Source organism: Streptomyces sp. NBC_01775, assembly GCF_035917675.1.
Classification (GTDB): Bacteria; Actinomycetota; Actinomycetes; order Streptomycetales; family Streptomycetaceae; genus Streptomyces.
On the sequence record NZ_CP109104.1, the window covers coordinates 2,868,446 to 2,893,809 of the forward strand.

General features: G+C 70.6%; 20 protein-coding genes. 4 read left to right on the top strand and 16 right to left on the bottom strand.

Annotated elements, in window-relative coordinates:
* Positions 1-173 precede the first annotated feature (173 nt).
* The 4 genes from ligA to OHB04_RS12775 all read right to left on the bottom strand — a co-directional run bounded on the left by ligA (position 174) and on the right by OHB04_RS12775 (position 5,270).
* Entirely contained in the window at positions 174-2,381 is a 2,208-nt protein-coding gene (gene ligA, locus OHB04_RS12760; RefSeq protein WP_326807472.1) for an NAD-dependent DNA ligase LigA, read from the bottom strand.
* A 15-nt stretch (positions 2,382-2,396) separates the two neighbouring features.
* On the bottom strand, positions 2,397-3,437 hold the full coding sequence (locus tag OHB04_RS12765) for a methionine synthase (protein WP_326807473.1): 1,041 nt from the start codon (positions 3,435-3,437) through the stop codon (positions 2,397-2,399).
* A gap of 55 nt (positions 3,438-3,492) precedes the next feature.
* Complete coding sequence (locus tag OHB04_RS12770; protein ID WP_326687803.1) at positions 3,493-4,182, bottom strand: SDR family oxidoreductase; 690 nt, start codon at positions 4,180-4,182, stop codon at positions 3,493-3,495.
* A 74-nt stretch (positions 4,183-4,256) separates the two neighbouring features.
* The gene (locus OHB04_RS12775; RefSeq protein WP_326687804.1) at positions 4,257-5,270 is read right to left on the bottom strand and encodes a rod shape-determining protein; all 1,014 of its coding nucleotides are present in this window, start codon (positions 5,268-5,270) and stop codon (positions 4,257-4,259) included.
* 260 nt (positions 5,271-5,530) lie between these two features.
* Between OHB04_RS12775 and OHB04_RS12780 the strand changes: the two genes are divergently transcribed.
* Complete coding sequence (locus tag OHB04_RS12780) at positions 5,531-7,261, top strand: glycine/sarcosine N-methyltransferase (protein ID WP_442814827.1); 1,731 nt, start codon at positions 5,531-5,533, stop codon at positions 7,259-7,261.
* Between the two features lie 127 nt (positions 7,262-7,388).
* On the opposite strand, the gene OHB04_RS12785 is transcribed toward OHB04_RS12780, so the two are convergent.
* Complete coding sequence (locus OHB04_RS12785; RefSeq protein WP_326807474.1) at positions 7,389-9,326, bottom strand: NAD-binding protein; 1,938 nt, start codon at positions 9,324-9,326, stop codon at positions 7,389-7,391.
* Between the two features lie 37 nt (positions 9,327-9,363).
* On the opposite strand from OHB04_RS12785, the gene OHB04_RS12790 reads away from it, so the two are divergent.
* Entirely contained in the window at positions 9,364-9,888 is a 525-nt protein-coding gene (locus tag OHB04_RS12790; RefSeq protein ID WP_326809438.1) for a TIGR00730 family Rossman fold protein, read from the top strand.
* Between the two features lie 107 nt (positions 9,889-9,995).
* Here OHB04_RS12790 and mnmA read toward each other — a convergent pair whose 3' ends face one another.
* Entirely contained in the window at positions 9,996-11,138 is a 1,143-nt protein-coding gene (gene mnmA, locus OHB04_RS12795) for a tRNA 2-thiouridine(34) synthase MnmA (protein WP_326687807.1), read from the bottom strand.
* 208 nt (positions 11,139-11,346) lie between these two features.
* Between mnmA and OHB04_RS12800 the strand changes: the two genes are divergently transcribed.
* Positions 11,347-12,051 (top strand): N-acetylmuramoyl-L-alanine amidase, encoded by a 705-nt coding sequence (locus OHB04_RS12800; RefSeq protein ID WP_326692706.1) that lies wholly within the window; start codon positions 11,347-11,349, stop codon positions 12,049-12,051.
* A 205-nt stretch (positions 12,052-12,256) separates the two neighbouring features.
* Here the strand turns inward: OHB04_RS12800 and OHB04_RS12805 are convergent, their stop codons facing one another.
* The 3 genes from OHB04_RS12805 to OHB04_RS12815 form a co-directional block, all read right to left on the bottom strand.
* Positions 12,257-13,447 carry a cysteine desulfurase family protein gene (locus OHB04_RS12805; protein ID WP_326687808.1) on the bottom strand — a complete coding sequence of 397 codons (1,191 nt, stop codon included), beginning with the start codon at positions 13,445-13,447 and terminating at the stop codon, positions 12,257-12,259.
* Between the two features lie 205 nt (positions 13,448-13,652).
* Positions 13,653-14,129, bottom strand: a complete 477-nt coding sequence (locus OHB04_RS12810) for a Dps family protein (protein ID WP_326687809.1) — start codon at positions 14,127-14,129, stop codon at positions 13,653-13,655.
* A 411-nt stretch (positions 14,130-14,540) separates the two neighbouring features.
* On the bottom strand, positions 14,541-15,416 hold the full coding sequence (locus tag OHB04_RS12815; protein WP_326687810.1) for a thioesterase family protein: 876 nt from the start codon (positions 15,414-15,416) through the stop codon (positions 14,541-14,543).
* A 170-nt stretch (positions 15,417-15,586) separates the two neighbouring features.
* On the opposite strand from OHB04_RS12815, the gene OHB04_RS12820 reads away from it, so the two are divergent.
* Positions 15,587-17,005: an aldehyde dehydrogenase family protein gene (locus tag OHB04_RS12820; protein ID WP_326687811.1), complete on the top strand. Its 1,419-nt coding sequence runs from the start codon at positions 15,587-15,589 to the stop codon at positions 17,003-17,005.
* Between the two features lie 169 nt (positions 17,006-17,174).
* Here OHB04_RS12820 and OHB04_RS12825 read toward each other — a convergent pair whose 3' ends face one another.
* The 7 genes from OHB04_RS12825 to OHB04_RS12855 form a co-directional block, all read right to left on the bottom strand.
* Positions 17,175-17,864, bottom strand: a complete 690-nt coding sequence (locus tag OHB04_RS12825; protein ID WP_405805673.1) for a trimeric intracellular cation channel family protein — start codon at positions 17,862-17,864, stop codon at positions 17,175-17,177.
* Between the two features lie 65 nt (positions 17,865-17,929).
* Complete coding sequence (locus OHB04_RS12830) at positions 17,930-19,060, bottom strand: ABC transporter ATP-binding protein (protein WP_326687813.1); 1,131 nt, start codon at positions 19,058-19,060, stop codon at positions 17,930-17,932.
* A 26-nt stretch (positions 19,061-19,086) separates the two neighbouring features.
* Complete coding sequence (locus OHB04_RS12835) at positions 19,087-20,316, bottom strand: ABC transporter ATP-binding protein (protein WP_326687814.1); 1,230 nt, start codon at positions 20,314-20,316, stop codon at positions 19,087-19,089.
* Positions 20,313-21,311, bottom strand: a complete 999-nt coding sequence (locus OHB04_RS12840) for an ABC transporter permease (protein WP_326687815.1) — start codon at positions 21,309-21,311, stop codon at positions 20,313-20,315. Before OHB04_RS12840 ends, OHB04_RS12835 begins: the two co-directional genes overlap by 4 nt.
* A gap of 160 nt (positions 21,312-21,471) precedes the next feature.
* Positions 21,472-23,214, bottom strand: a complete 1,743-nt coding sequence (locus tag OHB04_RS12845) for an ABC transporter substrate-binding protein (protein ID WP_326807475.1) — start codon at positions 23,212-23,214, stop codon at positions 21,472-21,474.
* A 68-nt stretch (positions 23,215-23,282) separates the two neighbouring features.
* On the bottom strand, positions 23,283-24,281 hold the full coding sequence (locus tag OHB04_RS12850) for an ABC transporter permease (protein WP_326687817.1): 999 nt from the start codon (positions 24,279-24,281) through the stop codon (positions 23,283-23,285).
* A 281-nt stretch (positions 24,282-24,562) separates the two neighbouring features.
* Positions 24,563-25,342 (bottom strand): enhanced serine sensitivity protein SseB C-terminal domain-containing protein, encoded by a 780-nt coding sequence (locus OHB04_RS12855; protein WP_326692707.1) that lies wholly within the window; start codon positions 25,340-25,342, stop codon positions 24,563-24,565.
* Positions 25,343-25,364 lie beyond the last annotated feature (22 nt).

The window sequence follows — 25,364 nt, forward strand, 5'->3', positions numbered from 1 at the left end:
ATACGCCTACGACGAATCGTGCCCATCTTCCCCGCACCGTACGGGTGTTGTGGCCGAACGGCTGGTTCCGGAGGTCGGTGAGGCGGGAGGCTGGGGTCACCGGGTGGTGCCCGTGCGCGAACAGAAGTGCCCCGCACGGGCGTTGCGACATGTCCCGGACTCGCCCATGGAGGTCAATCGTCCGCTTTCTCCGGTTCCTCCTCCGGCAATGCCGTCTCTCGTGCGGCATCCGGCCCCTGCTCCAACAGGACCGTGAGGCCGTCGTCGTCCAGAATCGGCACCTTCAACTGCACGGCCTTGTCATGTTTTGAGCCAGGGTTGTCGCCTACCACGACGAATCCGGTCTTCTTCGAAACCGATCCCGTGACCTTGGCGCCCTGGTTCTGGAGCGCGGCCTTCGCTCCGTCCCGGGTGTAGGTCGCCAGGGTGCCGGTGACCACGACGGTGAGCCCCTCCAGGGGGCGCGGGGTCTCCTCGCCCGCCGCCTCCTCTTCCATCCGGACCCCGGCCGCGCGCCAGCGCTCGACGATCTCGCGGTGCCAGTCCTCGGCGAACCACGCCTTCAGCGAGGCGGCGATCGTCGGCCCGACGCCCTCGGTGGCAGCCAGCTCGGCCTCCTCGGCCGCCGCGATCCGGTCCAGCGAGCGGAACTCGCGGGCGAGTGCCTCGGCGGCGACCGGGCCCACATGGCGGATGGACAGGCCCGTGATGATCCTGGCCAGCGGCCGGTCCTTGGCCGCCTGGATGTTCTCCAGCATGGCCAGGGTGTTCTTCCTCGGCTCGCCCTGCTGGTTGGCGAAGAGGGTGACGGTCTTCTCCTCGCCCGTCTTCGGGTCGCGCTTGGGCAGCCCGCTGTCCTGGTCGACCACATACGCCACGATCGGCAGCAGGTCCTCGACGGTGAGGTCGAACAGGCCGCTCTCGTCCCGCAGCGGCGGCTGGGCCGGCTCCAGCGGCTGGGTGAGCGCGCTGGCCACCACGTAGCCGAAGTGCTCGATGTCCAGCGACTTGCGGCCCGCCAGGTAGAAGAGCCGCTCGCGCAGCTGGGCCGGGCAGGAGCGGGCGTTGGGACACCGCAGGTCGATGTCCCCCTCCTTCATGGGCTGGAGGGCCGAGCCGCACTCGGGGCACACGGCGGGCATCACGAACTCCCGCTCGGTGCCGTCCCGCAGGTCGGCGACGGGGCCGAGGATCTCGGGGATGACGTCGCCGGCCTTGCGCAGGACGACCGTGTCCCCGATGAGGACGCCCTTGGACTTGACGACCTCCTGGTTGTGCAGCGTGGCGAACTCGACCTCGGAGCCGGCGACCGTGACCGGCTCGACGACCGCGTAGGGAGTGACCCGGCCCGTGCGCCCGACGCCGACGCGGATGTCGGCCAGCTTGGTGTTGACCTCCTCGGGCGCGTACTTCCACGCGATGGCCCAGCGAGGAGCGCGGGAGGTGGAGCCCAGCCGGCCCTGGAGCCGGATCTCGTCCAGCTTCACCACGACGCCGTCGATCTCGTGCTCGACCGAGTGGCGGTGCTCGCCGTAGTGGGCGATGAACTTCCGCACGCCCTCCAGCCCGTCCACGACCTTCGCGTGGGCGGAGGTCGGCAGGCCCCACTCGCCCAGCAGGTCGTAGGCGTGCGAGAGACGGCTGAAGTCCTCCTTCTCGAAGCCCTCCAGGGCGCCGATGCCGTGCACGACCATGTGCAGCGGCCGGGTGGCGGTGACGCGGGGGTCCTTCTGGCGCAGCGAGCCGGCCGCCGCGTTGCGCGGGTTGGCGAAGGGCTTCTCGCCCGCCTCCACCAGGCGTGCGTTCAGCTCCTCGAAGCGCTCCATGGGGAAGAAGACCTCGCCGCGCACCTCGACCAGCTCGGGGAGGCGCTCGCCGGTGAGGCGCTCGGGGATGTCGGCGATCGTACGGACGTTGGGGGTGATGTCCTCGCCGGTGCGGCCGTCGCCGCGAGTGGCGGCGCGGGTGAGTCTGCCGTGCTCATAGGTGAGGTTGACCGCGAGGCCGTCCACCTTCAGCTCGCACAGGAAATGGTAGGGCACGCCCTCCAGCTCACGGGCGACGCGGTCGGCCCACTCCCCCAGCTCCTCGTCGTCGAAGGCGTTGTCCAGCGAGAGCATGCGCTCGCGGTGCGCGACCTCGGTGAACTCCGTCTCGTAGTGCCCCGAGACCTTCTGGGTCGGTGAGTCGGGGGTGCGCAGGGAGGGGTGCTCCTCCTCCAGCGCCTCCAGCGCGCGCAGCAGCCTGTCGAACTCGGCGTCGCTGACGACCGGGGCGTCCTTCACGTAGTACCGGAAGCGGTGCTCCTCGATCTGCTCCGCGAGGCGTGCGTGCTCCTCCCGCGCCTGAGCCGGAACCGCCACGTCCTGTTCGCCAGCCACCGTTTCGTCCTCCCGTCACTGAGGGTTGTCAGCGAGTGATCGTGCCGCCTGGACGCAGTGGGCGAGCGCCCGACGCGCGTACGCGGGCGAGGCCCCCGCCAGCCCGCACGTGGGGGTGACCACGACGGACTCGGCCAGCAGCCCGGGAGACAGCCCGAGCCTGCGCCACAGCGACCTGACACCCCCGACGCTACCGGCCGGGTCTGACAATGCCCGTCCCTCGGGCTCGGTGGAGGGCACGACACCCGCGAAGAGCGTGACGCCGCCCTCCACCGCCTCCCCGATCGCCTCGTCCTCACTCTCGGTGAGCAGTGTGGCATCGAGGGAGATGCCGTCCACGCCGGCCCGGCGCAGCAGCGCGACGGGCACGCGCGGCGCACAGGAGTGCACGATCACGGGCCCGTCGTGCACAGCGGCCAGATCGCGCAGCACGCCCTCGGCGACGGCGCGGTCGACGGCGGAGTAGGTGCGGTATCCGCTGGCGGTGCGCACGCTGCCCTGGAGCACGGCGGTCAGCGACGGCTCGTCCAGCTGGAGGACCAATGCGGCGCCGGGCACCCTGCGCCGCAGGTCGGCCAGGTGTGCGCGCAGGCCCTCGGCGAGCGAGGCCGCCAGGTCGCGGCAGGCGCCCGGGTCGCCCAGCATCGCCTCGCCGTTGCGCCGCTCCAGGCCCGCCGCGAGCGTCCAGGGGCCGACGGCGGAGACCTTCAGACAGGCGCCCTCGCCGGTCGCGCCCTGGGTGAACTCCTCGACGGCGTCCAGGTCCTCGCCCAGCCAGGCGCGGGCGCGCCGGGTGTCGCGTCCTGGCCGGTCGCTGATCCGCCAGCCGCTGGGCTCCAGGTGCACATACATCTCGGCCAGCATCCCGGCCGTGCGGCCGAGCATGTCGGCCCCGGGGCCGCGCGCGGGCAGCTCCGGGAGATAGGGCAGGTGTCCGGGTGTCTCCAGGGATCCCGTGACGGTCCGTGCCGCCTCCCGCGCGTCGGTGCCGGGCATCGAGCCGAGGCCGGTGGCCGCCGCCGGGCCCCAGGGGGTCTGCTTACGCTTCTCGCTCACCCGGGAAGCGTACGGCCGCCCGCGCGGCGCCCGGCGCCCAGCCTCGGGGTGGGGCTCAGCCTCCGGGGCGTACGGACAAGTCGGTGACCTCGGCGCCGCGCGGCAGGTCGAGGGCGGTCAGCACCGTGGTGGCGATGGCGTCGGCGGGGATCCACCGGCCGGCGTCGTACTCCTTGCCCTCCTGCCGGTGGACCTTCTCCTGCATGGGTGTCGCGGTGCGGCCGGGGTAGACGGAGGTGACGCGGATCCCGTTGTCCGCCTCCTCGCCGCGCAGCGCGTCGGCCAGCGCCTTGAGGCCGTGCTTGCTGGCCGCGTAGGCCCCCCACTCGGGGTTGGCGCGCAGCCCCGCGCCCGAGTTGACGAAGACGACGTGGCCGCGCGCCATGCGCAGCTGGGGCAGGAACAGCCGGGTCAGCTCGGCGGGCGCCACGAGGTTGGCGGCCAGCGTCTCGTTCCACAGCTTGGGGCTGAATTCGCCGACGGGGCCCAGCTCGACGACCCCGGCGATGTGCAGGAGCGAGTCGACGCTGTCGGGGAGGGTCTGGTGGCCGAACGCCCAGGAGAGGCGCTCGGGCTCCGCGAGGTCGCCCACCAGGGTGTGGGCGCCCTCGAACTCCTCGGCCAGCTCCTTGGCGCGCCCCGCGTCGCGCGCCAGCAGATAGAGCGTGTCGCCCCGCTCCAGCAGCCGTCTGGCCACCTCGGCGCCGATGCCGGAGCCGCCGCCTGTGATCACATGTGTTGGCATGCCCCCATGGTCGCCCACGGGGCGGGAGGCGCGCAGCGGGGCCGGGCCGGGCACGGACCGCGCGGCGCTCCCCGTTACGCGGCGAAGACCGAGTCCATCTTCTCGTACTCCTCCAGACAGCGGCCCGTGCCCAGGGCGACGCAGCCCAGGGGCTCGTCCGCCACCACCACGGGCATACCGGTCTCCTTGACCAGCCGCTCGTCCAGGCCGTGCAGCAGCGCGCCGCCGCCGGTCAGGACGATGCCGCGCTCCATGATGTCGCCGTACAGCTCGGGCGGGCAGTCGTCGAAGGCGGTGCGCACCGCGGAGACGATGGCCCGCACCGGGCGCTCCATCGCCTCGCGGATCTCCTCCGGCGCCAGGTGCACGACCTTGGGCATACCGGTGTTCTTGTCGCGACCGCGCACCTGGACGGGTTCGCCGGTGCCGAGGGAGATCTTGATGTCCTCCGCCGTCCGCTCCCCCACGGCGATGGCGAACTCCCGCTCCACGTACGCCGCGATGGCCGCGTCCAGCGCGTCGCCCGCGACGCGCGCCGAGTGCGAGACGACCATCCCGCCCAGTGAGATGACGGCGATCTCGGTGCTGCCGCCGCCGATGTCGACGACCATCGAGCCGCGCGCCTCGTGCACCGGGAGCCCCGCGCCGATCGCCGCGGCCATCGGCTCCTCGATCAGCCGCACCGAGCGGGCGCCCGCCCGGTCGGCGGTCTGGAGCACGGCGCGGCGCTCAACTCCGGTCACCCCGCTGGGCACACACACCACCACGCGCGGGGACCTGCCGCCCCGCCGGCCGCCGCGCGCGGCACGGATGAAGTAGCGCAGCATGCCCTCCGTCGCCTCGAAGTCCGTGATCACGCCGCCCTTGAGGGGGCGGGTGGCGGTGATGGAGCCGGGGGTGCGGCCCACGGCCTGGCGTGCCTCGGCCCCGACGGCCAGGACCTTTCCGGTCCTTGAGTCGATCGCGACGACGGACGGCTCGTCCAGCACCACGCCGCGCCCTCGCGCGTACACCAGGGTGTTGGCCGTGCCCAGGTCTATACCGATGTCGCGGCTGCGTACAGCAGTGGACGGAGTGCGCTTAGCCATGTGTTCTCGCCATGTTCGGTGCGGGGTGTACGAGTCGTACGGAAATGTCGTGCTGACAGCCGCAGCATACCCAACTGTCCGCTTTGCTGCGGCGGCCCCCGGCCTCTGATCCCCCAGAAATCTGGGAAGGAAAAGGCCCTGGTCGGAGCTGGTTTTTACATCAATCTAACGTACAGATGCTCGACTTGGTGGCATAGATCTGCCGGGCTTGGATAGCTATGCACCGGAGACCACGCGCGGTTCACCGAGCCCGGAGCCTGGTGCGTCCTTCGGGGACCGCGCCTTGGGCCACCGTCTCTTCTACTGGAGGTTTCGTCATTTCCGCGCGACCCGCTCAGGAATTCGGAGACAACCCCGTCGAGGTTCGGGAAACCGGACACTACACAGAGGAGTACGTCCCAAGCTTTGTCGAGAAATGGGACTCCCTCATAGATTGGGAAAAACGAGCAGAGAGCGAGGGAAATTTCTTCATCGACCTGCTGCGAAAGCGGGGGGTAAAGAGCGTCCTGGATGTCGCGACGGGAACCGGGTTTCACTCGGTACGGCTCCTGGAAGCAGGCTTCGAGGCCGTGAGCGCGGACGGAAGCGCCGACATGCTCGCGATGGCGTTCGAGAACGGAATGAAGAACGGCGACCACATCCTGCGGGTCGTCCAGGCCGACTGGCGATGGCTCAACCGGGACGTCCACGGAGAGTACGACGCCATCGTGTGCCTCGGGAACTCGTTCACACATCTCTTCTCGGAGCGCGACAGGCGCAAGGCTCTCGCCGAGTTCTACGCCATGCTGAAGCATGACGGAATCCTCATCCTGGATCAGCGTAACTACGACGCGATTCTGGACGAGGGATTCTCCAGCAAGCACACGTACTACTACTGCGGCGAGGACGTCGCGGTGGAGCCCGAATACATGGACGAGGGGTTGTGCCGCATGCGGTACCGCTTCCCGGACAAGTCGGAGTACCACCTCAACATGTTCCCGCTCCGCAAGGACTACACGCGGCGCCTCATGTCCGACGTGGGTTTCCAACGCATCGAGACCTACGGCGACTTCCAGCACACCTATCGGGCCGAGCAGCCCGACTTCTTCGTGCATGTGGCGGAGAAGGAATACCGAATGGAGGATCAGGAGGAAGGCGCTTACGGAAGTGCCGTGAGTACGGCGCGGAGTTACTACAACTCCCCCGACGCCGACGCCTTCTATTCCTCCGTCTGGGGCGGCGAGGATATCCACGTCGGAATCTACGAGGGCCCGCAGGAGCCCATCGCCGACGCCAGCCGCCGCACCGTCGAGCGGATGGCGTCCGGACTCGGACTCGGCAAGGAGTCCACGGTCCTCGACCTCGGCTCGGGCTTCGGTGGATCGGCCCGCTATCTCGCCGAGACGTTCGGCTGCCGGGTACAGGCGCTCAACCTCAGCGAGGTGGAGAACCAGCGCCACAAGGAGCTGAACTCCATCCGGGACCTCACCGACCGTATCGAGGTGGTGGACGGCTCGTTCGAGAGCATTCCGTTCCCCGATTCGAGCGTCGACGTCGTGTGGTCGCAGGACGCCTTCTTGCACAGCGGGGACCGCCTCCGGGTACTGGAGGAGGTCCGGCGCGTCCTCAAGCCCGGTGGCAGCCTCGTGTTCACCGACCCGATGGCCGCCGACGGCACCGAGACGAGCGCGATCCAGCCCATCCTGGACCGCATCCACCTCGACGACATGGGCTCGCCCGGCTTCTACACCCGCGAACTGACGCGCCTCGGCTTCGCACCCGTCCCCCACGAGGGGGCCGGGGGCGGCTTCGAGGATCTGCGCACGCAGTTGGTGACCCACTACGGGCGTGTCCTGGAGGAGACCGAGCGCCAGGAGGCCGAGGGCCTCGCCGCGAAGGTCAGTTCCGAGTACCTCGCCCAGATGAAGAAAGGACTCACCCACTGGGTCGACGGCGGTGAACAGCGCCAGCTCACCTGGGGCATCTTCCGCTTCACCCTCACCGAGGGCTGAGCGGGCGCCCCTCGCGGGCGATGCCACGTCGCGGGCGGCCCGCTCCGCCGGACCTCCGGGCCGGCGGGGCGGGCCGTACTCACTCCTGCGGGGCGGGCCGTACTCGCTCCACCGGGGCGGGCCGCGCTCACTCCTGCGGGCGCAGCGCGCGGGTCACATCGAACTCGCCCGTCCCCCGCATCGGCGGCGGCCCCGTCTCCGGTGAGCCCGCCAGCAGCTGCCCCAGCCCTCGGCGGGTGGCGGCGACCACGACGCGATCGCCCGCCCGCAACAGGTATCCGGGCTGCATCTGCCAGGTCAGCTCGCCCCCGCCCGCACCCTGGGCCCCGCCCGGGGAGAGGTCGCCCTCGCTCAGGGCCCGCCCCGCGAGGTCCAGCGCGAGGACCCGCCACACCCCGGCCCGGAACGCCTCGCCCACGGTCCGCCCCTCCAGCAGGGGGTTGCCCTCCACATCCACCGTCGCGAAGACCAGCACCCGCCGGCCCACCGGAATGGCGCCGAGCACCTGGCGGCCCATCATGGCGCCGGCGAATGCGGGCGCCGCCAGCGCGGAGACCGAGCGGCTGCGGGTCTGCGCCGCCGGGTAGGTGTCGCGCAGGGTGCGGTAGACGGTGGTCGCGAACTCGTCGTCGAACAGCCGCATCACCACCCGCACTTCGGGCTTGAGCTGGCGCGCGTACAACGACGCCTCCAGATTGGTGCCGTCGCTGCTGGTCAGCGCGAGGACGGCGCGGGCGCGCCGGATCCTGGCGGCCTCCAGCACCCCGCCCTCGGTGACGTCGGCGATCAGCGTCGGCACCTTCTTGTCCCGCGCGAGCCCGACGCCGCGCGCCTCCGGGTCGCGTTCGATGCACACCACGGGAATGCCGCGCTCCAGCAGTTCCTCCAGCACCCGCGAGCCCACCTTGCCCAGCCCCAGCAACACCACGTGTCCCGACATTCCGCGCGGCACGTCGGGCAGCGAGGCGGCCTGGCGGAAGGCGCCGTAGCTCTCCAGCACGATCGCCAGGAACAGCGGCAGCATCAGCATCCCGGCGAACCCGGCGAGGAGTTGGAGCAGCTGCTCGTCGACGGGCTCGTCGGTCTTGGGGTCGTTGATGCCGAAGACGTCGAGGAGGGTGACATAGCCGGCGTGCGCGGGCGTGTCGCCGCTGAGCACCCAGTTGAAGGTGGCCAGTGCGATGACGACGCCGGTCAGCGCCAGCAGGGAGTAGCGCAGCCGGCGCGAGAACAGCTCCTTGAAGGCGGGCAGCCGGGGCAGCCGGGAGGTGCGGGGCCGGGTGGTGCCGCGCCTGCTGGTGATGGCCTCCAGGACCACGGCGCCGCGCTGTGGGGGCAGGCCCTCCAGCGCGGACTCGTCGGGCAGCAGCACCGGGCTCTCGCGGGGGCGGTGCTGCGGCTCGGTCTCCTCGTCGGTGTCGCCCTCGTCCGCGTCCTCGGAGCCCGGCATCAGGGCGAGGGTGCACAGCCGGTTCCTGCGGTCGGCGGTGCCCAGGGTGCGCTCCTTGGCACGCAGCAGCAGCCCGTCCGCGTAGACGACCTTGTCGCTGCCGACGACGGCGGCGGCCACCAGGGAGGGCGCCGCCGTGTCGGAGTCGGACAGCACGGTGGTGGAGGCGTCTATGGCCGCCTGGTCCAGATGCGGGTTGTGCACGCGCGCCGCGCGGTCGAGCAGGCTCTCCAGATAGCCGCCGAGCGTGCGGTTGAACATCCGGATGACCAGCCGCAGTCGGGGGTTGATCCGGCGGGCGCGCAGCGCGATGTGGATGTTGAGCTGGTCGTCGCCCGAGGTGAGGGCCAGCGCGTTGGCCTCCTCGATACCGGCGCGCCGCAGGGTCTCGTCGTCGGGCACCTGGGCCTCGACGGCGTCCACCCGCAGCCGCCTCCTGCCGACCAGTTCAGCGATCCTGGGGCCGTGATCCCCGCCGCGCAGCGAGGGCAGGACGACGGTGACGCGCTGCCCGTAGACGCTGGCCAGCTCCTTGGCCAGCCGCTGGGCCAGCGAATTGTCCCCGCACACCACCATGTGTCCGCGCCGCGCGTTCGCGCCTAGGCTGTCGGTCATGGCCTCCTCGTCCTCCCCCGCCACCGCCCGTACTCCCATGAACATCTGCGTCTTCTGTTCGGCCGCCGATCTCGACGGGGTGTATACCGACGCGGCCCGCGAGTTCGCGGGACTCATCGGCAAGCGGGGTCACAGTCTCGTGTGGGGAGGCTCCGACTCCGGGCTGATGAAGGTCGTCGCGGACGGTGTGCAGGACGCGGGAGGCCGACTGATCGGCATCTCCGTGGAGTTCCTGAGCAACGTCGCGCGCCCGAACGCCGACGAGATGATCGTCACCGCCGATCTCGCCGAACGCAAGGCCGCGTTGCTGGCGCGCGCCGATGCCGTGGTCGTCATGGTCGGCGGCACGGGCACGCTGGATGAGGCCACGGAGATCCTGGAGCTGCGCAAGCACGGCATGCACAGCAAGCCCGTAGTGATCTTGAACACGGCCGGCTTCTACGACGGCCTCCGGCAGCAGATGGCCCGCATGGAGGCCGAGGGCTTCCTGCCCATCCCCCTGGACCAGTTGGTCACCTTCGCCGACGACGGTCTCCAAGCGCTGGACCTGCTCGGCGCCTGAGCGGGCAGCGCGCCCGGAGGGAGCGGCCGGCGGGCGGTCCGGACACCCGGACGAGGCTCGGACCGCCGAAACCGCCGCCCCTCGAACCGCTCGCGCCGCCGGAGCCGCTAAGCCGCCGGAACCGCCCGTTCCGTCGTCGCGATCGTCGCCGAGCCGACCACGCGGGGTCCGTCGTACAGGACGATCGCCTGGCCCGGGGCCACACCGCGCTCCGGGTGGGCGAAGCGCACGCGCAGCTCGCCGCCCGTCAGCTCGGCCTCCACCTCGGTCTCCGCGCCGTGCGCCCGCAGCTGGGCGGTGTAGGTACGGGGGCCGTCGGCGGGCGGGGCGCCGCACCAGCGCGGGCGTACCGCGGTGAGCGAGCCGACGTCCAAGGAGTCGGCGGGGCCGACCGTGACCGTGTTGTCGACCGGCGAGATGTCCAGGACGTAGCGCGGCTTGCCGTCGGGCGCCGGGTGCCCCAGGCGCAGGCCCTTGCGCTGGCCGATGGTGAAGCCGTACGCGCCCTCGTGGGTGCCGAGCCGGGCGCCGGACTCGTCGACGATGTCGCCCTCGGCCCGGCCCAGCCGGCCTGCCAGAAAGCCCTGGGTGTCACCGTCGGCGATGAAGCAGATGTCGTGGCTGTCGGGCTTCTTGGCCACGGACAGGCCGCGCCGTTCGGCCTCGGCCCGGATCTCGTCCTTGGTGGTGAGGGTGTCGCCGAGGGGGAACATCGCGTGGGCGAGCTGCCGCTCGTCCAGGACGCCGAGCACATAGCTCTGGTCCTTGGCCGCGTCACTCGCCCTGTGCAGCTCCCGGCCGCCGTCCTCGCGGGTCACGACGGTGGCGTAGTGGCCGGTGCAGACGGCGTCGAAGCCCAGCGCCAGCGCCTTGTCCAGCAGCGCGGCGAACTTGATCTTCTCGTTGCAGCGCAGACAGGGATTGGGCGTGCGGCCCGCCTCGTACTCCGCGACGAAGTCCTCGACGACGTCCTCGCGGAAGCGTTCGGCCAGGTCCCAGACGTAGAAGGGGATACCGATGACGTCGGCGGCGCGGCGTGCGTCGTTCGAGTCCTCGATGGTGCAACAGCCGCGGGCGCCCGTACGGAACGACTTGGGGTTGGCGGACAGCGCCAGATGTACCCCTGTGACCTCGTGTCCCGCCTCGGCGGCACGGGCGGCGGCCACGGCGGAGTCGACGCCGCCGGACATGGCGGCCAGGACGCGCAGCGGGCGCGCGGAGGCTGTCCCCCGCGAGGATGCAGTAGTCATAGCGCTCTCCAGGGTAGACGGAACGACCCGGTGACCCGAACGCGTTAAGAAGCGCATGGGACAGGCGGCGGATGAGGGACGGACGGACGAGGCACCCGGGAGGCCGGGCGGCGGCGGTCCGGAGGGCGGGCACGGCCCGGCGGAAAGCAAGGGGCAAGGCGGTGGCGTGGGCGGATCCGGTGGCGGCGACGCGAAGCACGGGCGGCAGATGACCCGGCGGCGGCTGCTGCTCGCGGGCGGCACGGCCGTCGGGCTCGGGGTCGCGGGCGTCGCGGCGCAGCAGGAGATCAAGCGCTGGTGGTGGCGGATACCGGGCAACGACAAGCCCCGCAAGGAGGGCGAGGTCGACGATTCCCGCGCCCGCTGGGTGGCCGCCTCCGAGGCGAACTGGCGCCGGGCCGACCGGCCCGCCGACTACGGCGTCGACCGGGTCGTCATCCACGTCGTCCAGGGCAGCGCCGCCAGCGCCGTAAAGGTCTTCCAAGATCCGGCACACGGCGCCGCCGCGCACTACATCGTGCGCCAGGACGGGCAGCTCACCCAGATGATCCGCGAGCTGGACGTCGGCTTCCACGCGGGCAACCGTGAGTACAACGAGCGCAGCGTCGGCATCGAGCACGAGGGCTGGATAAACCGCCCCCAGGACTTCACGGACGCGATGTACCGCTCCTCGGCGGAGGTGACCGCCGGCATCTGCCACCGCTACGGCATCCCCGCCGACCGCGAGCACATCATCGGCCATAACGAGGTCCCCGGCGCCGACCACACGGACCCGGGCGGGCACTGGGACTGGGACACGTACATGCGCCTGGTGCGGGCGCGGGTGAAGGTCCTTGCAAAGCCGCCGGGCGGCGGACCGCCTTCCGGCGGCGTCAGACCCTCCAGCAGCCCCGCGCAACCCCGGAAGAGCTGACGCCGGTCGTGGGCCCGCGACCGGCTCAGCGGCGGTCCTGCGGCCCAGTGGCCCTCAGCGCCAAGGAGGCACTACGGCCTGTCCGACGGACCTTTCTGTTGCTCTCGTACGTGGCACTGAGCAGGGGCTGCCCCTGCCTGTGCCGTGCAGAGTGCGGGTGTGTTCTGGGCTGGTCGCGCAGTTCCCCGCGCCCCTCTGGGGCGCTCTAGCTGAGCCCCGCGTGGCGGGCCCGTTCCACCACCGGGCCGATCGCCTCGGCGAGCGCCTCGACGTCCGCCTTGGTGGAGGTGTGGCCCAGCGTGAAGCGCAGGGTGCCCCGGGCAAGCTCGGGGTCGGTGCCGGTTGCCAGCAGCACATGGCTGGGCTGGGCGACACCTGCCGTGCACGCGGAGCCCGTCGAGCACTGGATGCCCTGCGCGTCCAGCAGCAGGAGGAGCGAGTCGCCCTCGCAGCCGGGGAAGGAGAAGTGAGCGTTGGCCGCCAGGCGGCCGGCCGGGTCCGGGTCGCCGTTGAGCACCGCGTCGGGCACGGCCTCGGTGACCGCGTCGACCAGCGCGTCCCGCAGCGCGCCGACCTCGCGCACGAAGTCCTCGCGCCGCTCGACGGCCAGCCTGCCCGCCGTGGCGAAGGCGGCGACGGCGGGGGTGTCCAGCGTGCCGGAGCGCACATGGCGCTCCTGGCCGCCGCCGTGCAGCAGCGGGACTGGCGTGTACTCGCGCCCCAGCAGCAGCGCGCCCACGCCGTAGGGGCCACCGGTCTTGTGCCCGGTGACGGTCATGGCGGCCAGGCCCGAGTCCGCGAAACCGGTCTCCAGCTGACCGAACGCCTGCACCGCGTCCGAGTGCAGCGGCACGTCGAACTCCCGGGCGACCTCGGCCAGTCCCCGCACATCCGTGACGGTGCCGATCTCGTTGTTGGCCCACATGACGGTGGCCAGCGCGACGTCGGCGGGGTTCCGCGCGATCGCCTCGCGCAGCGCCTCGGGGTGCACCCGCCCGTGGCCGTCGACCGGCAGCCACTCGACCCTGGCGCCCTCGTGCGTGGCCAGCCAGTCGACGGCGTCGAGGACGGCGTGGTGCTCGACGGGGCTGGCCAGGACGCGCGTACGGACGCCCTCGGACTGGTCCCTGCGTGCCCAGAACAGCCCCTTGACGGCGAGGTTGTCCGCCTCGGTGCCACCGCCGGTGAAGACGACCTCGCTGGGCCGCGCCCCGAGGGAGGCGGCGAGGGACTCCCGGGATTCCTCGACCGTGCGGCGGGCCCGGCGTCCCGCGCCGTGCAGGGAGGACGCGTTGCCGACGACCTGGAGTTGCTCGGTCATCGTCCGCACCGCTTCGGGCCACATAGGGGTGGTGGCGGCGTGATCGAGGTAGGCAGAGTGGGCGGTGTCAGCCATGGTTCCCCGATTCTACGGGCCACCTCGGGGCGCACGACCGGCGCGTGGAGGCGGAGCCCCGGAGACCGGGCCCCGGCCGCCTCGAGCGCGGCGGAGCCGCCGGAGCCGTCCCGGGGCGCACGGGCCCGGCGGGGGCGGCTCAGCGGCGGCTCAGCAGGGGTTCAGGAGCGGTTCAGCAGCGCTTACGGGGTCTCGCGGCGGCGGCTCAGTGGCCGTTCTCGGCCTGGAACATCCAGTGTTCCTTCTCCAAGACCCCGATGAGCTGGATGAAGACGTCCTCGGTGACCGGGTCGACCGGTCCCACGGCCTTCATGCGCTCACGGGCCTTGCCGATCACGGACTCCAGCGCGTCGACCATGGTGCGCACCGCGTCGGTGTCGGGCTGCCAGCCGTCCTTGACCGTGGAGACGGCACTGCCGTTCGCGACGGTCGAGGAACGGCCGTCCGGCGAGATGCCGAGGGCCGAGGCGCGCTCGGCGACGGTGTCGGAGTAGTTGCGGGCGGTGTCGACGACCTCGTCGAGCTGGAGGTGGATGGACCGGAAGCGGGGGCCGACCACGTTCCAGTGGATCTGCTTGGCGACCAGGGAGAGGTCGATGAGATCCAGCAGCGTGCCCTGGAGCGCCTCACCTACGGTCTTGAGGTCCTCCTCCGGAAGAGTGCTCTTCACTGCGTACGTCACCTTGGGCTCGCTCTCTCTCGGACAGCAACTTCTCCCCTCCAACGTACTCACACAGGGCGAAAAGGGACACTTCGCGTCAGAGGGGAGGGGATGCCGTGGAGTCTTCCGACCCCCTCGCCCTGTGCCGTCCTGACGAGTCCCCCTCCTCGCCCACCTCATGCACCCGGGCCGTGCGTCCCGCGCATGGGCGAGCCGCACACGGGCATGTCGCACACGGGGGAATGGGTGGCGCGCCCGGGCAAAGCTTGCCGGGAGGGGTACTGAGCGGCCTCACTGAGGCCCCCTGCGGTCCGATCGTGCCCCGAAAGGGGCGCGGGGAACTGCGCGGCCAGCCACGACGACGCCGCCGCAGCAGCCGCAGCCGCAGCCGCAGCCGAACAGCGGAGCCCCTCGGCACGCCCCGCGGAGCGCTCAGGTGCGGGCGAGCTGGCGGGACTGGGCGACCAGGCGGTCCGCGGTGTCCCAGATTTCCGTGTCCTCCTCCAGGAAGCCCCCTGCCAGGTTGCGGGTGACGATCGAGACGCGCAGGGGTCCGGGGGCCGGGCGGGCGCGGACGTGGACCGTCAGCTCCACGGTCGGCACCCAGCCGGTCAGGCCCAGGTCGAAGGCGGTGGGCGGCAGCGCGTCCACGGCCATCAGCAGGGCGAGCGGATCGGGCTCGCGCCCGTCAGCCAGGCCGAGCCAGGCGCGCATCTCGCCGCGCAGACTGGGGGCACCCAGCGCCCAGCCGCTGGTCTCCGGGTCGAGCCGCAGGTCGAGCCGTCGTGCCAGCTCGGGCACGGCCGCCTCGCCGCCGGGGTGGTCGGTGGCGCGGAAGCACTGCTCGCGCGGCGCCATCGCGGGCGGCTTGGCGGTGGTGCGCACATCGTCGGACAGCGCCCCGAGGTCGCCGTAGGTGGCCAGGGCTCGGATGCGCTCGACCTCCTCGCCCCGCTCGTCGGTCTGGAAGAGCCCGGCCGACGCGGTGGAGACGGTGCGGCCCGTGCGGGCGGGGCGGGTGCGGACGAGGGCGGGGCCCGCCGTGGTGGCCGTCAGATAGTGCGCGGTGATCGTGAACGGATCGGGGTGCGGAAGGGCCTCGCCCAGGGCCCGGCCCAGCACGGCGAGCAGATAGCCGCCGTTGAGGGCCTTGCCTATCGCCCAGCCCGGCGACAGGCGCGCTTCGTAGCCGCCGTCGGCACGGCGGCTCACCGCGGTGTCGCGGTCGAACTCGCTGGTCACGGCGGCTGGGACGGCGGCCGAGGAACCCGCGGGCCGGACTGGTGCGTCAGAAGGAGCATCGGACATGACAGGAACCGTACACCGGAGAGTTACTCGTGGGTAGCAGTCCTTGACCAGCCGCCTCCCGGCCCTCGGCGCACGGCGGGGCGTGCCGGACGCACTCCGGGGCCCCCTTCTCCAACAGGCCCTGTCCGTCGTTAACTTGTGTTCCGGCCAGCGAAAGGGAGCCAGCAGCCATGTCGTACTTCGCGGACCTCGCCCTCCAGCACATCGACGGCGAGTGGCGCTCCGGCACCGGCTCCTGGGACATCGTCGACTTCGATCCGTACACCGGCGAGAAGCTCACCTCGGTCACCGTCGCCACGGCGAGCGAGGTCGACGCCGCCTACACCGCGGCGGCGCGCGCCCAGCCCGACTGGGCCGCGACCAGCGGCTTCGCCCGCCGTGAGGTCCTGGAGCGGGTGGTGCGGCTGATCGAGGAGCGGCAGGAGGCCCTGGCCGACTCGCTCACCACCGAGACCGGCGCCACCCGCGCGCGGGCCGACTTCGAACTGCGCCTGGCCCGCCAGTGTCTGCGCGACGCGGGCGCGCTGGCCGTCGGACCGGCCGAGAGCATGCCGCCCTCCCCCGTCGAGGGCAAGGAGAACCACGTCCTGCGGGAGCCGGTGGGCGTCGTCGGCGCCATCAGCCCCTTCCACCACCCCTTTCTGCGCGGCCTCGCCACCGTGGCACCCGCGCTGGCGGTGGGCAACGCCGTGGTCCTCAAGCCGCACCAGAGCACCCCGGTCACCGGCGGCGCGCTGCTGGCCCATCTGCTGGAGGAGGCGGGGCTGCCGGGCGGGGTGCTGAACGTCGTCATCACCGACATCGCCGAGATCGGCGACGCGCTCCTCACCCACCCCGTCCCCGGCGTCATCGCCTACGCCGGATCCGAGCGCACCGGCCGCGAGGTGACGGCCGTCGTGGCGAGCCACTTCAAGCGCGCCGTGCTCGACATCAGCGGCGGCGGCGCCTTCGTGGTGCTGGACGACGCGGACGTGGCCCGTGCGGCGGAGGCCGCCTGCTTCAGCCGCTTCGTCCACCAGGGCCAGGGCGGCGGAGCACCGGCCAGCCGGGTGCTGGTGGACCGGGCCGTCGAGCGGGAGTTCACCCACGAGTTCGCGGCGCGGGCCGCGGCCCTGGCGGCGGGCGACCCGCGCGATCCGGCCACCCGGATCGGCCCGCTGATCAGTCCCGCGCAGGCCGAGTCGGCCGAGGCGCTGGCCGCGCAGGCCGTCGCCGAGGGGGCGGTCGCGCTGACGCCCGGCGGCGCGCGGGGCGCGGTGCTGCGGCCCACGGTCCTGGCCGAGGTCCCCGAGGACGCCTCGGTGCTGCGCCAGGAGCTGCACGGACCCGTCGCCGTCCTGCTGCCGTTCAAGGACGAGAACGAGGCGGTGCGGCTGGCCCGGTGCATCCCGCACGGGCGCGGCACGGCGGTGCACACCAGCGATGTGCGCCGCGGGGTGTCGCTGGCGCGCCGGCTCGTGGGCGGTACGGCGCAGATCAACGGCTCGGGCGTCCCCGACGAGCCGATGGCCGGGCCCGGGACGCTGGAGGCGTTCACCACGGTGCGGTGGCTGTCGGTGCAGTACGGGCGCAGCCACTTCCCGTTCTGAGCGGGGCCCTCTTTCCTGGTGCTGAGCAGGGGGGTGCCCCTGCCTGTGCTTTGCAGGGTGCGGGCCCGTACGGGCTGGTCGTGCCCACGCGGCGGAGCCGCATATGACACAGCACCGCGCCCCTTCGGGGCTCGTCCCGGCGCCGGGCACGCAAGGGAGCGCCGCCCCGTCACCGGCCCCGGCCGCTCTCCCCCCGCTCGGCCGCCTCCGCGTCGGGCCGCGCGCTGCGCCGGTGCCAGGCGCGCGGGGCGCGCCAGTTGTAGCGCAGGGCCAGCAGCCGCAGCACGAACGCGAGCACAGCGGCGCCCACCGCCGTGGCGGGGCGTACGGCGTCGAGGTGGATGAGCAGGGCGACGGCGCTGGAGCCGACGACGGCCGGGACCGCGTAGATCTCGCGGTCCCAGCGCAGCAGCGAGGGCACCTCGTTGGCGAGCACGTCACGCAGCACGCCCCCGCCGGCCGCGGTGGCCAGCCCCATCACCACGGACGCGGTCAGCCCGAGGCCGTACTCGTGGGCCTTGAGGGTGCCGGTCACGCAGAAGAGGCCGAGCCCCGCGGCGTCGAAGACACTGACCGCCTTGTTGATCCGCTCGACCTCCGGATGGAGGAAGAAGACCAGCACCGCGGCCACCAGCGGCATCAGGAAGTAGCCGAGATCCGTGAAGGCGGCCGGTGGTACGGCACCGATCACCACGTCCCGGAACAGCCCGCCGCCGAGACCGGTGACCTCGGCGAGGACGGCGATACCGAAGACGTCGAAGTTGCGGCGGACGGCGAGCAGGGCGCCGGAGATCGCGAAGACGAAGATGCCGACCAGGTCCAGCCAGTGCTGGAGGGGCGGGGAGAAGACGGTGTCCACGTGCACATTTGTATCGGGCCGGACAGGCTCACTCTGAGCCTGTCCGGCGATTGAGCACGAGCGCGCTAGCGCGATTCCTTGACGGCGACATCCGCGTCCGCCTCGCGCAAGAGCTTCGTGTCACCGGGCTCCTGGTCGGGCGCGTTCTCCGGGTGGTGGCAGGCCACCTGGTGACCGGTCGCCAAGGGGATGAGCGGGGGCTCCTTCACCTTGCACACCTCGGTCGCCTTCCAGCACCGCGTGTGGAAGCGGCAGCCGGAGGGCGGGTTCATGGGCGAGGGCACATCTCCCTGGAGGAGGATGCGCTCGCGGCCCTGGGCCGCCTTGCGGCGCGGGTCCGGCACGGGCACGGCGGACAGCAGCGCCCGGGTGTACGGGTGCATGGGCGTCTCGTACAGCGACTTCCGGTCCGTCAGCTCGACGAGCTTGCCCAGGTACATGACCGCGATCCGGTCCGAGACGTGCCGGATGACGGACAGGTCGTGGGCGATGATCACGTAGGTCAGGCCCAGCTCCTGCTGGAGGTCGTCCAGGAGGTTGACCACCTGCGCCTGGATGGAGACATCCAGTGCGGAGACCGGCTCGTCGGCCACCACGAGCTTCGGGTTGAGGGCGAGCGCGCGGGCGATGCCGATGCGCTGGCGCTGGCCGCCGCTGAACTCGTGCGGGTAGCGGTTGTAGTGCTCGGGGCTGAGCCCGACCACCTCCAGCAGCCGCTGGACCTCCTTCTTGACACCGCCTTCGGGCTGCACACCCTGGAGCTTGAAGGGCGCGCTGACGATGGCGCCGACGGTGTGCCGGGGGTTGAGCGAGGAGTAGGGGTCCTGGAAGATCATCTGGACGTCGCGGCGCATGGGCCGCATCCCGTTCACGCCGAGGTGCGTGATGTCCTTGCCCTGGAACTCGATCTTCCCGGCGGTCGGCTCCAGCAGCCGGGTGATCAGCCGGCCCATGGTCGACTTGCCGCAGCCCGACTCGCCGACCACGCCGAGGGTTTCCCCGGAGCGCACGTCGAAGTCGAGGCCGTCGACCGCCAGCACCGCGCCGACCTGCCGCTTGAAGAGGCCCTTGTTGACGGGGAAGTGCTTCTTGAGGCCGGTGACCTTCAGCAGGGACTCACCCTCGCGCGGCTCGGCGAGGGTGCCCGTGCCGCCGCTCTCCGTCCCGGGGTCCGGGGACTTCGCTGAGTTCGTCATCGGGTCGTCGTCCTTACTCACGGCGCTCACAGCTTGGGGGCAATCTCTTCGTTCCAGATGCGTTCCCTGTCCTCCTGCGCCATGTGACAGGCCGACAGGTGCCCGGGCCGCACCTCGCGCAGCTCGGGGCGCGTGGTGCGGGTGACGCCGCCCTTGGGTACGTCCGCGTAGGGGCAGCGCGGGTTGAAGGCGCAGCCCTGGGGGACGTTGATCAGGCTGGGCGGGGAGCCCTTGACGGGGATGAGGCGCTCGGTCCTGTCCCGGTCGATGCGCGGCATCGAGCCCAGCAGGCCCCAGGTGTAGGGGTGCTGGGGCTCGTAGAAGACCTTCTCGGCCGTGCCGTACTCCACGCAGCGCCCGCCGTACATCACCAGGATGTCGTCGGACAGCTCGGCGACGACGCCCAGGTCGTGGGTGATGATGACGACCGCCGAGCCGAACTCCTTCTGCAAGTCGCGCATCAGGTCGAGGATCTGCGCCTGGACGGTGACGTCGAGGGCGGTCGTCGGCTCGTCGGCGATCAGCAGCTCGGGGTTGTTGACGAGCGCCATGGCGATCATCGCGCGCTGGCGCATACCGCCGGAGAACTCGTGCGGGTAGCTGTCGACGCGCTTGCCCGGCTCGGGGATGCCCACGCGGTCCAGCAGCTCGATGGCGCGGGTGCGGGCCTTCTTCTTGTCGACCTTGTGGTGGACGCGGTACGCCTCCACGATCTGGTGGCCGACGGTGAAGAAGGGGTGCAGGGCCGACAGGGGGTCCTGGAAGATCATGGAGATCTCCCGGCCGCGCAGCTTGCGCACCTCGTCCGGGTCGGCGCTGAGCAGCTCCTTGCCGTCGAGCCAGATCTCTCCCGATATCTGAGGCCGCTGGCGGCCGTACTGGCCGACGGTGTGCAGACCCATGATGCCCAGCGAGGTCACCGACTTGCCGGAGCCGGACTCGCCGACGATGCCGAGGGTCTGGCCCTTCTCCAGGGTGAAGGAGAGCCCGTCGACGGACTTGACGATGCCGTCCTGCGTGGGGAAGTGCACGCGCAGGTCGCGGACCTCCAAGAACGCGGTCGGCGGCTCCTTGTCCAGCGTGGGCTCACCGGGTGCCGTGCCCGAGGCGGTCAGACCCGGGACCGCCTCGGCCTTGGTCACGTCCGCCTTCTCGACGTCGGCCTTGGCGGCTTTGGTGTCCTTGGCGTCGGCCTTGGCTGCCTTGGCGTCCTTGGCGTCGGCCTTGCCGTCGTCCTTGTGCTCGTGGTCTGTCATCCGAGCCTCACTCGTGGGTCGATCACGCCGTACAGCAGGTCCACGATGAGGTTCGCGATGACGACGGCGGTTGCGGTGATGAGCGTGACACCGAGGATGAGCGGCAGGTCCTTGTCGGTGATCGCCTTCAGCACCGCCTGGCCGAGCCCGGGGATGCTGAAGGTGGTCTCGGTGAGGATCGCGCCGCCCATCAGCGCGCCGATGTCGATGCCGAGGAGCGTCAGGATCGGCGTCATCGTCGAGCGCATGGCGTGCTTGCCGATGACGACCGGCTCCTTGAGGCCCTTGGCCCTGGCCGTACGGATGTAGTCCTCGCCCATCACTTCCAGCATGGTGGCCCGGGTGATGCGGGCGTACATCGCTCCGAAGAGGAAGGCGAGGCTGATCCAGGGGAGGATCATGCCGCTGAACCACTTGGTCACGTTCTCGCCGAACGGGGTGAACGAGTTGCTCACCAGGTCCAGTTGGTAGGCGAAGAGCGTCAGCAGGATCAGGCCGGTGAAGTAGACCGGGAGCGAGACGCCGGCCAGCGCGCCCGTCATGCCCAGCCGGTCCCAGATGCTGCCGCGCTTGAGCGCGGAGACGACGCCGACGGCGAGGCCGATCAGCAGCCAGAGGATGGCCGCGCCGAGCGCCAGGGACAGGGTCACGGGCAGCCGGTCGGTCAGGACGGGCCAGATCTCCTGCTCGGTGCGGAACGAGTAGCCGAAGCAAGGCGCTGAGCAGTGCGTGGTGTCGCCGCCGCCCGTGTAGTCGCGGCCGACGAAGATGCCCTTGAAGAACTCGAAGAGCTGCACCAGGACCGGGTCGTCCAACTGGAGCTTCTGGCGGATGCCTTCAATGGCGTCCTTGTCGGCCTGCTTGCCGACGAACATGGTGGCCGGATCCGTGCCGGTCCACTTCGGGATCAAGAAGAAGATGCAGAAGACCGCCAGGATGATGACGACCAGCATCACTGCGACGGCGAACAGCCGCCTGATGAGGTATGTGAGCACTGCTCTCGGCCGCCCGGCGGCGGCCCGGCCTCTCCCCGGGTGCGGGGGTCGGTACCGGGCCGCCCGTAGCTGCCTTCACCTGCCCTTCGTGCCAGCGGCGGGTGGCGCCGTCAGATGGTGATGTGGGTGGCTGCGTCCGTCATGCGGCGTCAGGCACCGCTTACTTGACGCCGATGTTGACGAAGTCGTACCAGCCGCTGTAGGCGTCGGTGGCGTAGACGTTCGTCAGTCGGCTGGAGCGCCACTGGATCACCTTGAGGTAGGTCAGGGGGAGGTAGTAGCCACCCTTCATGACCTCCTTGTTGACCGCGGCGTACTTGTCCGCCGCCTTGTCCGGGTCCAGCTCGGCGATCGCGCCGTCCATGCCCTCGTCGACCTTCTTCTCGTCGATCAGGGCGTAGTTGTTGTTGCCGTTGTCACGGATCTTCTTGCTGTGCCACAGCTCGACGCCGTAGCCCTGTCCACTCGGGAAGTCCGGGCCCCAGCCGTACATGACCATGCCGTAGTTCTTCTGCTTGACCTTGTCCTGGTTACCGACGATCGAGGAGCCCTGGGCGCCGTCGAACTGGTCGATCTCCACGTCGATGCCGACCTTCTTCAGCGACGCCTGGATCGCCTCGGAGGACTTCACATCGGCCTTGTCGGTGTTGCGCACCGCCATGGTGGTCTTGAAGCCCTTCGGCTTGCCGCACTTCTTCAGCTCGGCCTTGGCCTTGGTGACATCGGGCTTGCCCTTGGCGATGCCGTACTGGTCGTCGCTCTTGTCGTGGCCGGGGACGACCGGCGGGAGCATGTTGATGGCGAGACCGCCACCGGCCATCGGGCCACCGCGCGCGGTCTGCACGGACTTGTGGTCCGTGCCGTAGATCGCGGCCTTGCGGCAGTGGATGTTGTCGAACGGCTTGATGCTCTGCGGGAACGCGACGTACGAGATGAACCCGGACTGCGAGTTGTCGACGTTGCCCTTGTGCTTCTTGAGCGCGGTCGTGCGGCCCTGTGAGTCCATGCCGCGCTGGTTGAGGTCGAGGTCCGCGTCCCCGTTGATGAGGCGCTTGTCGCGCTCGTCGGGGTTGGTGAGCAGCGTGACCTGGACCTTGTCGGGCAGCGCCTTGCGCAGGTCGTCGTTCTTCTTCGACCAGCTCGGGTTGCGCACCAGCGTCAGGTTCTTGTTCGGCGTGTACGACTGGAACTTGTACGGGCCCGAGGAGAACGGCTTCAGCGCGTACTTGGACTTCGCGTCCTTGTCCTTGCGCACCGGCGAGTTCGTCGGCATCGCGAGCATCTGCTCGAAGTCACCGTTGCGCTCGGCGAGGTGGAAGGTGATCTTGTTGCCCTTGGTCTCGATGCCCTTGAAGTCACCGCCCTCGTACGGGCCCTTGTACTTCCCGTCCGGGTCGAGGATGTCCTTCAGGTACGTCGGCCCGCCGGACAGCACCTTCTGGGCCCACTGGCGCTCGATGCCGTACTTGACGTCCTCCGCCGTGATCGGCTTGCCGTCCTCCCACTTCAGGCCGTCCTTGAGCTCGTACTCATAGGTCTTGCCGTCGTCGGAGATCTTGGCCTTGGCCTTGGCCAGGTCCGGCTTGAGGTTGATGCCCTTCTTGCCCGGCGCACCGTCGTAGCTCACCAGCTGGCGGCTGTAGTAGCGCGCGAAGTCGAAGGCGAAGGCGTAGTACATCCTGGTGGTGTCCCAGGAGTCGGCGTCCTGGACGCCGACGTACTTGATCGTGCCGCCCTTCTTGTCCGACGCCTTGGCGACCTTGTTGATGCCCGCGTTGAAGCCGGCGCCCGCGCTGTCGCTGTCGCTGTCACCGCCGCCGCAGGCCGAGGTGGCCAGCAGAGTGCCGATGGCGAGCGCGGAGACCGCGGCCAGTCGACGCCTCGATGTGCGTTTGGTTCTCACTGTCTCGCAACCTCCGTGTAGGTCACGGCCCGCACCATCGCGAGGCCGGGGGGATCTTGGCTGGGGGCTCAACGGGTCCCCTTGGGATCGAGCGCGTCGCGCACTCCGTCGCCGAAGAGGTTGAAGGCGAGCACCGTGAGGAAGATCGCGACACCGGGGATGATCATGTACATCGGGTCGGACTCATAGAACTGCACGGCGTCGGACAGCATCGAACCCCAGGAGGCGGTGGGCGGCTTGACGCCCACCCCGAGGAAGCTGAGCGCGGCCTCGGTGAGGATGTTGGTCGGGATCATCAACGTCGTGTAGACGGTGATCGGCGCGACCAGGTTCGGCATCAGTTCCTTGGTGAGGATGTAGCGCCGCCCGGCGCCCAGGCTTCGCGCGGCCTCGATGTACTCCCGCTCTCTGAGCGAGAGCACCTGGCCGCGCACGATCCGGCCGATGTACGGCCAGCCGAAGAAGCCGATCACCAGGATCATCACCAGCAGCCGTACGCCCGTGCCGGCGAGACCGAGCATGTCGTTCGGCATGACCGAGATCAGCGAGATGATGAAGAGGAGCTGCGGGAAGGCGAGCAGCATGTCCATCACGCGGCTGATGACCGCGTCGAGCCAGCCGCCGAAGTAGCCGGCCAGGGTGCCGAAGAGGGTGCCGATGACGACGGCGACGAACGCGGAGAGGAAGCCGACGAGGATGGAGACCCTCGCGCCGTAGACGATCCGGGCGAGGATGTCGCGGCCACTGACGGGCTCGACGCCGAGCAGGTGATCCCCGCTGATGCCGCCCAGGCTGCTCTTGGGGGTGCTGAACAGCGGGTCGATCAAGTTCTCGTGCCGCTCGTTGGGGCTCTGGCCCGTGAGCCCGGTGATGAGGGGCGCGAAGATCGCGACCAGGACCAGCAGCAGGACGATCGCGCCGCCGATGAGCGCCACCTTGTCACGCTTGAGCCGCTCCCAGGCGATGCGGCCGAGGGAACGGCCCTCGATCGCCTTCTCGGCACCGGTGGGGGCCGGCTCCGCGACCGCGGATTGCGCGGACGTCTCCTCGTGCAGTGGTGCCGTCATCGTGTTGGGAACCCCTTCTCGACCGGCAGTTGACCAGTCCACGCACACCGCTGTAGCGGCCGTTAAGCATGCAATTCGTAAACAAGGCCGAACAGCCTTATGGCTCGGGAGTCTTCATCGCGCTCACGATCAGTCGCCAGACCCACCGGGGAATGGATGCGCAACTGTGATGTGACTCGGCATGTTCCGTTATGCGGACGGAAGTTGACGTTGAGCGGTGCCTGACCAGGGGTTTTGTCCCGATCTGGGCCATCTGTAAAGCAGCTGGAACAGGCTGTCGCTCAGAAGGTGCGGGGGTACCCGTATCCGAAGCCCGGAGCGGCGCCCTGGGCCGCTCCGGCGTGGGCGTCACGGTCGAAGAAGGGCCGCGACTGGCGGCGCAGCCACATGGCCACCGGGTCGTAGTCGTCCGACATGGCGACCGTGGAGACCGGCAGCCCCGCGGGGACGGCCAGTACAGATTGCGCCATCATGCGTCGCGCGGCCTCGACGGAGACCGGGCCGTTGTCGTACAGCTCCAGGCCGATGGCCAGATACGGCACGCCCAGCGAGGGCTGCACCCAGGCCCGGCGCAGCGACCGGACAGCCGGGGTGTGGTGCGCGTTCTGGCTGAGCTGGGCGTAGAACTGCGGGATGTCGAGGGCGGGTTCACTGATGCGCAGCGGGCCGGCGGGCAGCTGGTCGAGGCCCACGGCGATGCGCCGCAGATCCGGCCAGGGGATGCCCAGGCCGCCGCCGGGAGCGTGCGGATTCAGCCAGATTCCCCAGCGGTCGGGAAAGAGGGCCGTGGCGATGTCCCGGCCGCTGACGACCTCGTGCGCGCGGTTCCAGCCGGAGGCCGCCAGCTCCTGGGCAGAGGTGACGCAGGGGGCGTAGCCGTAGCCGCCCACCTCCATGTTTCCGTACTGCGCGTCGGGGGACCCGGCCTGCCCGTTCCACAGCAGCATCCACAGCTGGCTTCCGGCGAGCGCCTGGAGCAGGGCCTCGTAGGTCTCGAAGGTGTCATAAACCCCCGGCGACACCTGCCGCAGGAGCTGCTCGACGCTTCCACCCGCGCTCACCTGGGCCGCCCTTCCCCTGCCG

Excerpts from the sequence above, each read along its gene's own strand:
- OHB04_RS12770 (WP_326687803.1), bottom strand. The coding sequence starts at position 4,182 with ATGCCAACACATGTGATCACAGGCGGCGGCTCCGGCATCGGCGCCGAG.
- OHB04_RS12775 (WP_326687804.1), bottom strand. The coding sequence starts at position 5,270 with ATGGCTAAGCGCACTCCGTCCACTGCTGTACGCAGCCGCGACATCGGT.
- OHB04_RS12785 (WP_326807474.1), bottom strand. The coding sequence starts at position 9,326 with ATGACCGACAGCCTAGGCGCGAACGCGCGGCGCGGACACATGGTGGTG.
- OHB04_RS12790 (WP_326809438.1), top strand. The coding sequence starts at position 9,364 with ATGAACATCTGCGTCTTCTGTTCGGCCGCCGATCTCGACGGGGTGTAT.
- mnmA (WP_326687807.1), bottom strand. The coding sequence starts at position 11,138 with ATGACTACTGCATCCTCGCGGGGGACAGCCTCCGCGCGCCCGCTGCGC.
- OHB04_RS12800 (WP_326692706.1), top strand. The coding sequence starts at position 11,347 with ATGACCCGGCGGCGGCTGCTGCTCGCGGGCGGCACGGCCGTCGGGCTC.
- OHB04_RS12805 (WP_326687808.1), bottom strand. The coding sequence starts at position 13,447 with ATGGCTGACACCGCCCACTCTGCCTACCTCGATCACGCCGCCACCACC.
- OHB04_RS12815 (WP_326687810.1), bottom strand. The coding sequence starts at position 15,416 with ATGTCCGATGCTCCTTCTGACGCACCAGTCCGGCCCGCGGGTTCCTCG.
- OHB04_RS12820 (WP_326687811.1), top strand. The coding sequence starts at position 15,587 with ATGTCGTACTTCGCGGACCTCGCCCTCCAGCACATCGACGGCGAGTGG.
- OHB04_RS12830 (WP_326687813.1), bottom strand. The coding sequence starts at position 19,060 with ATGACGAACTCAGCGAAGTCCCCGGACCCCGGGACGGAGAGCGGCGGC.
- OHB04_RS12835 (WP_326687814.1), bottom strand. The coding sequence starts at position 20,316 with ATGACAGACCACGAGCACAAGGACGACGGCAAGGCCGACGCCAAGGAC.
- OHB04_RS12850 (WP_326687817.1), bottom strand. The coding sequence starts at position 24,281 with ATGACGGCACCACTGCACGAGGAGACGTCCGCGCAATCCGCGGTCGCG.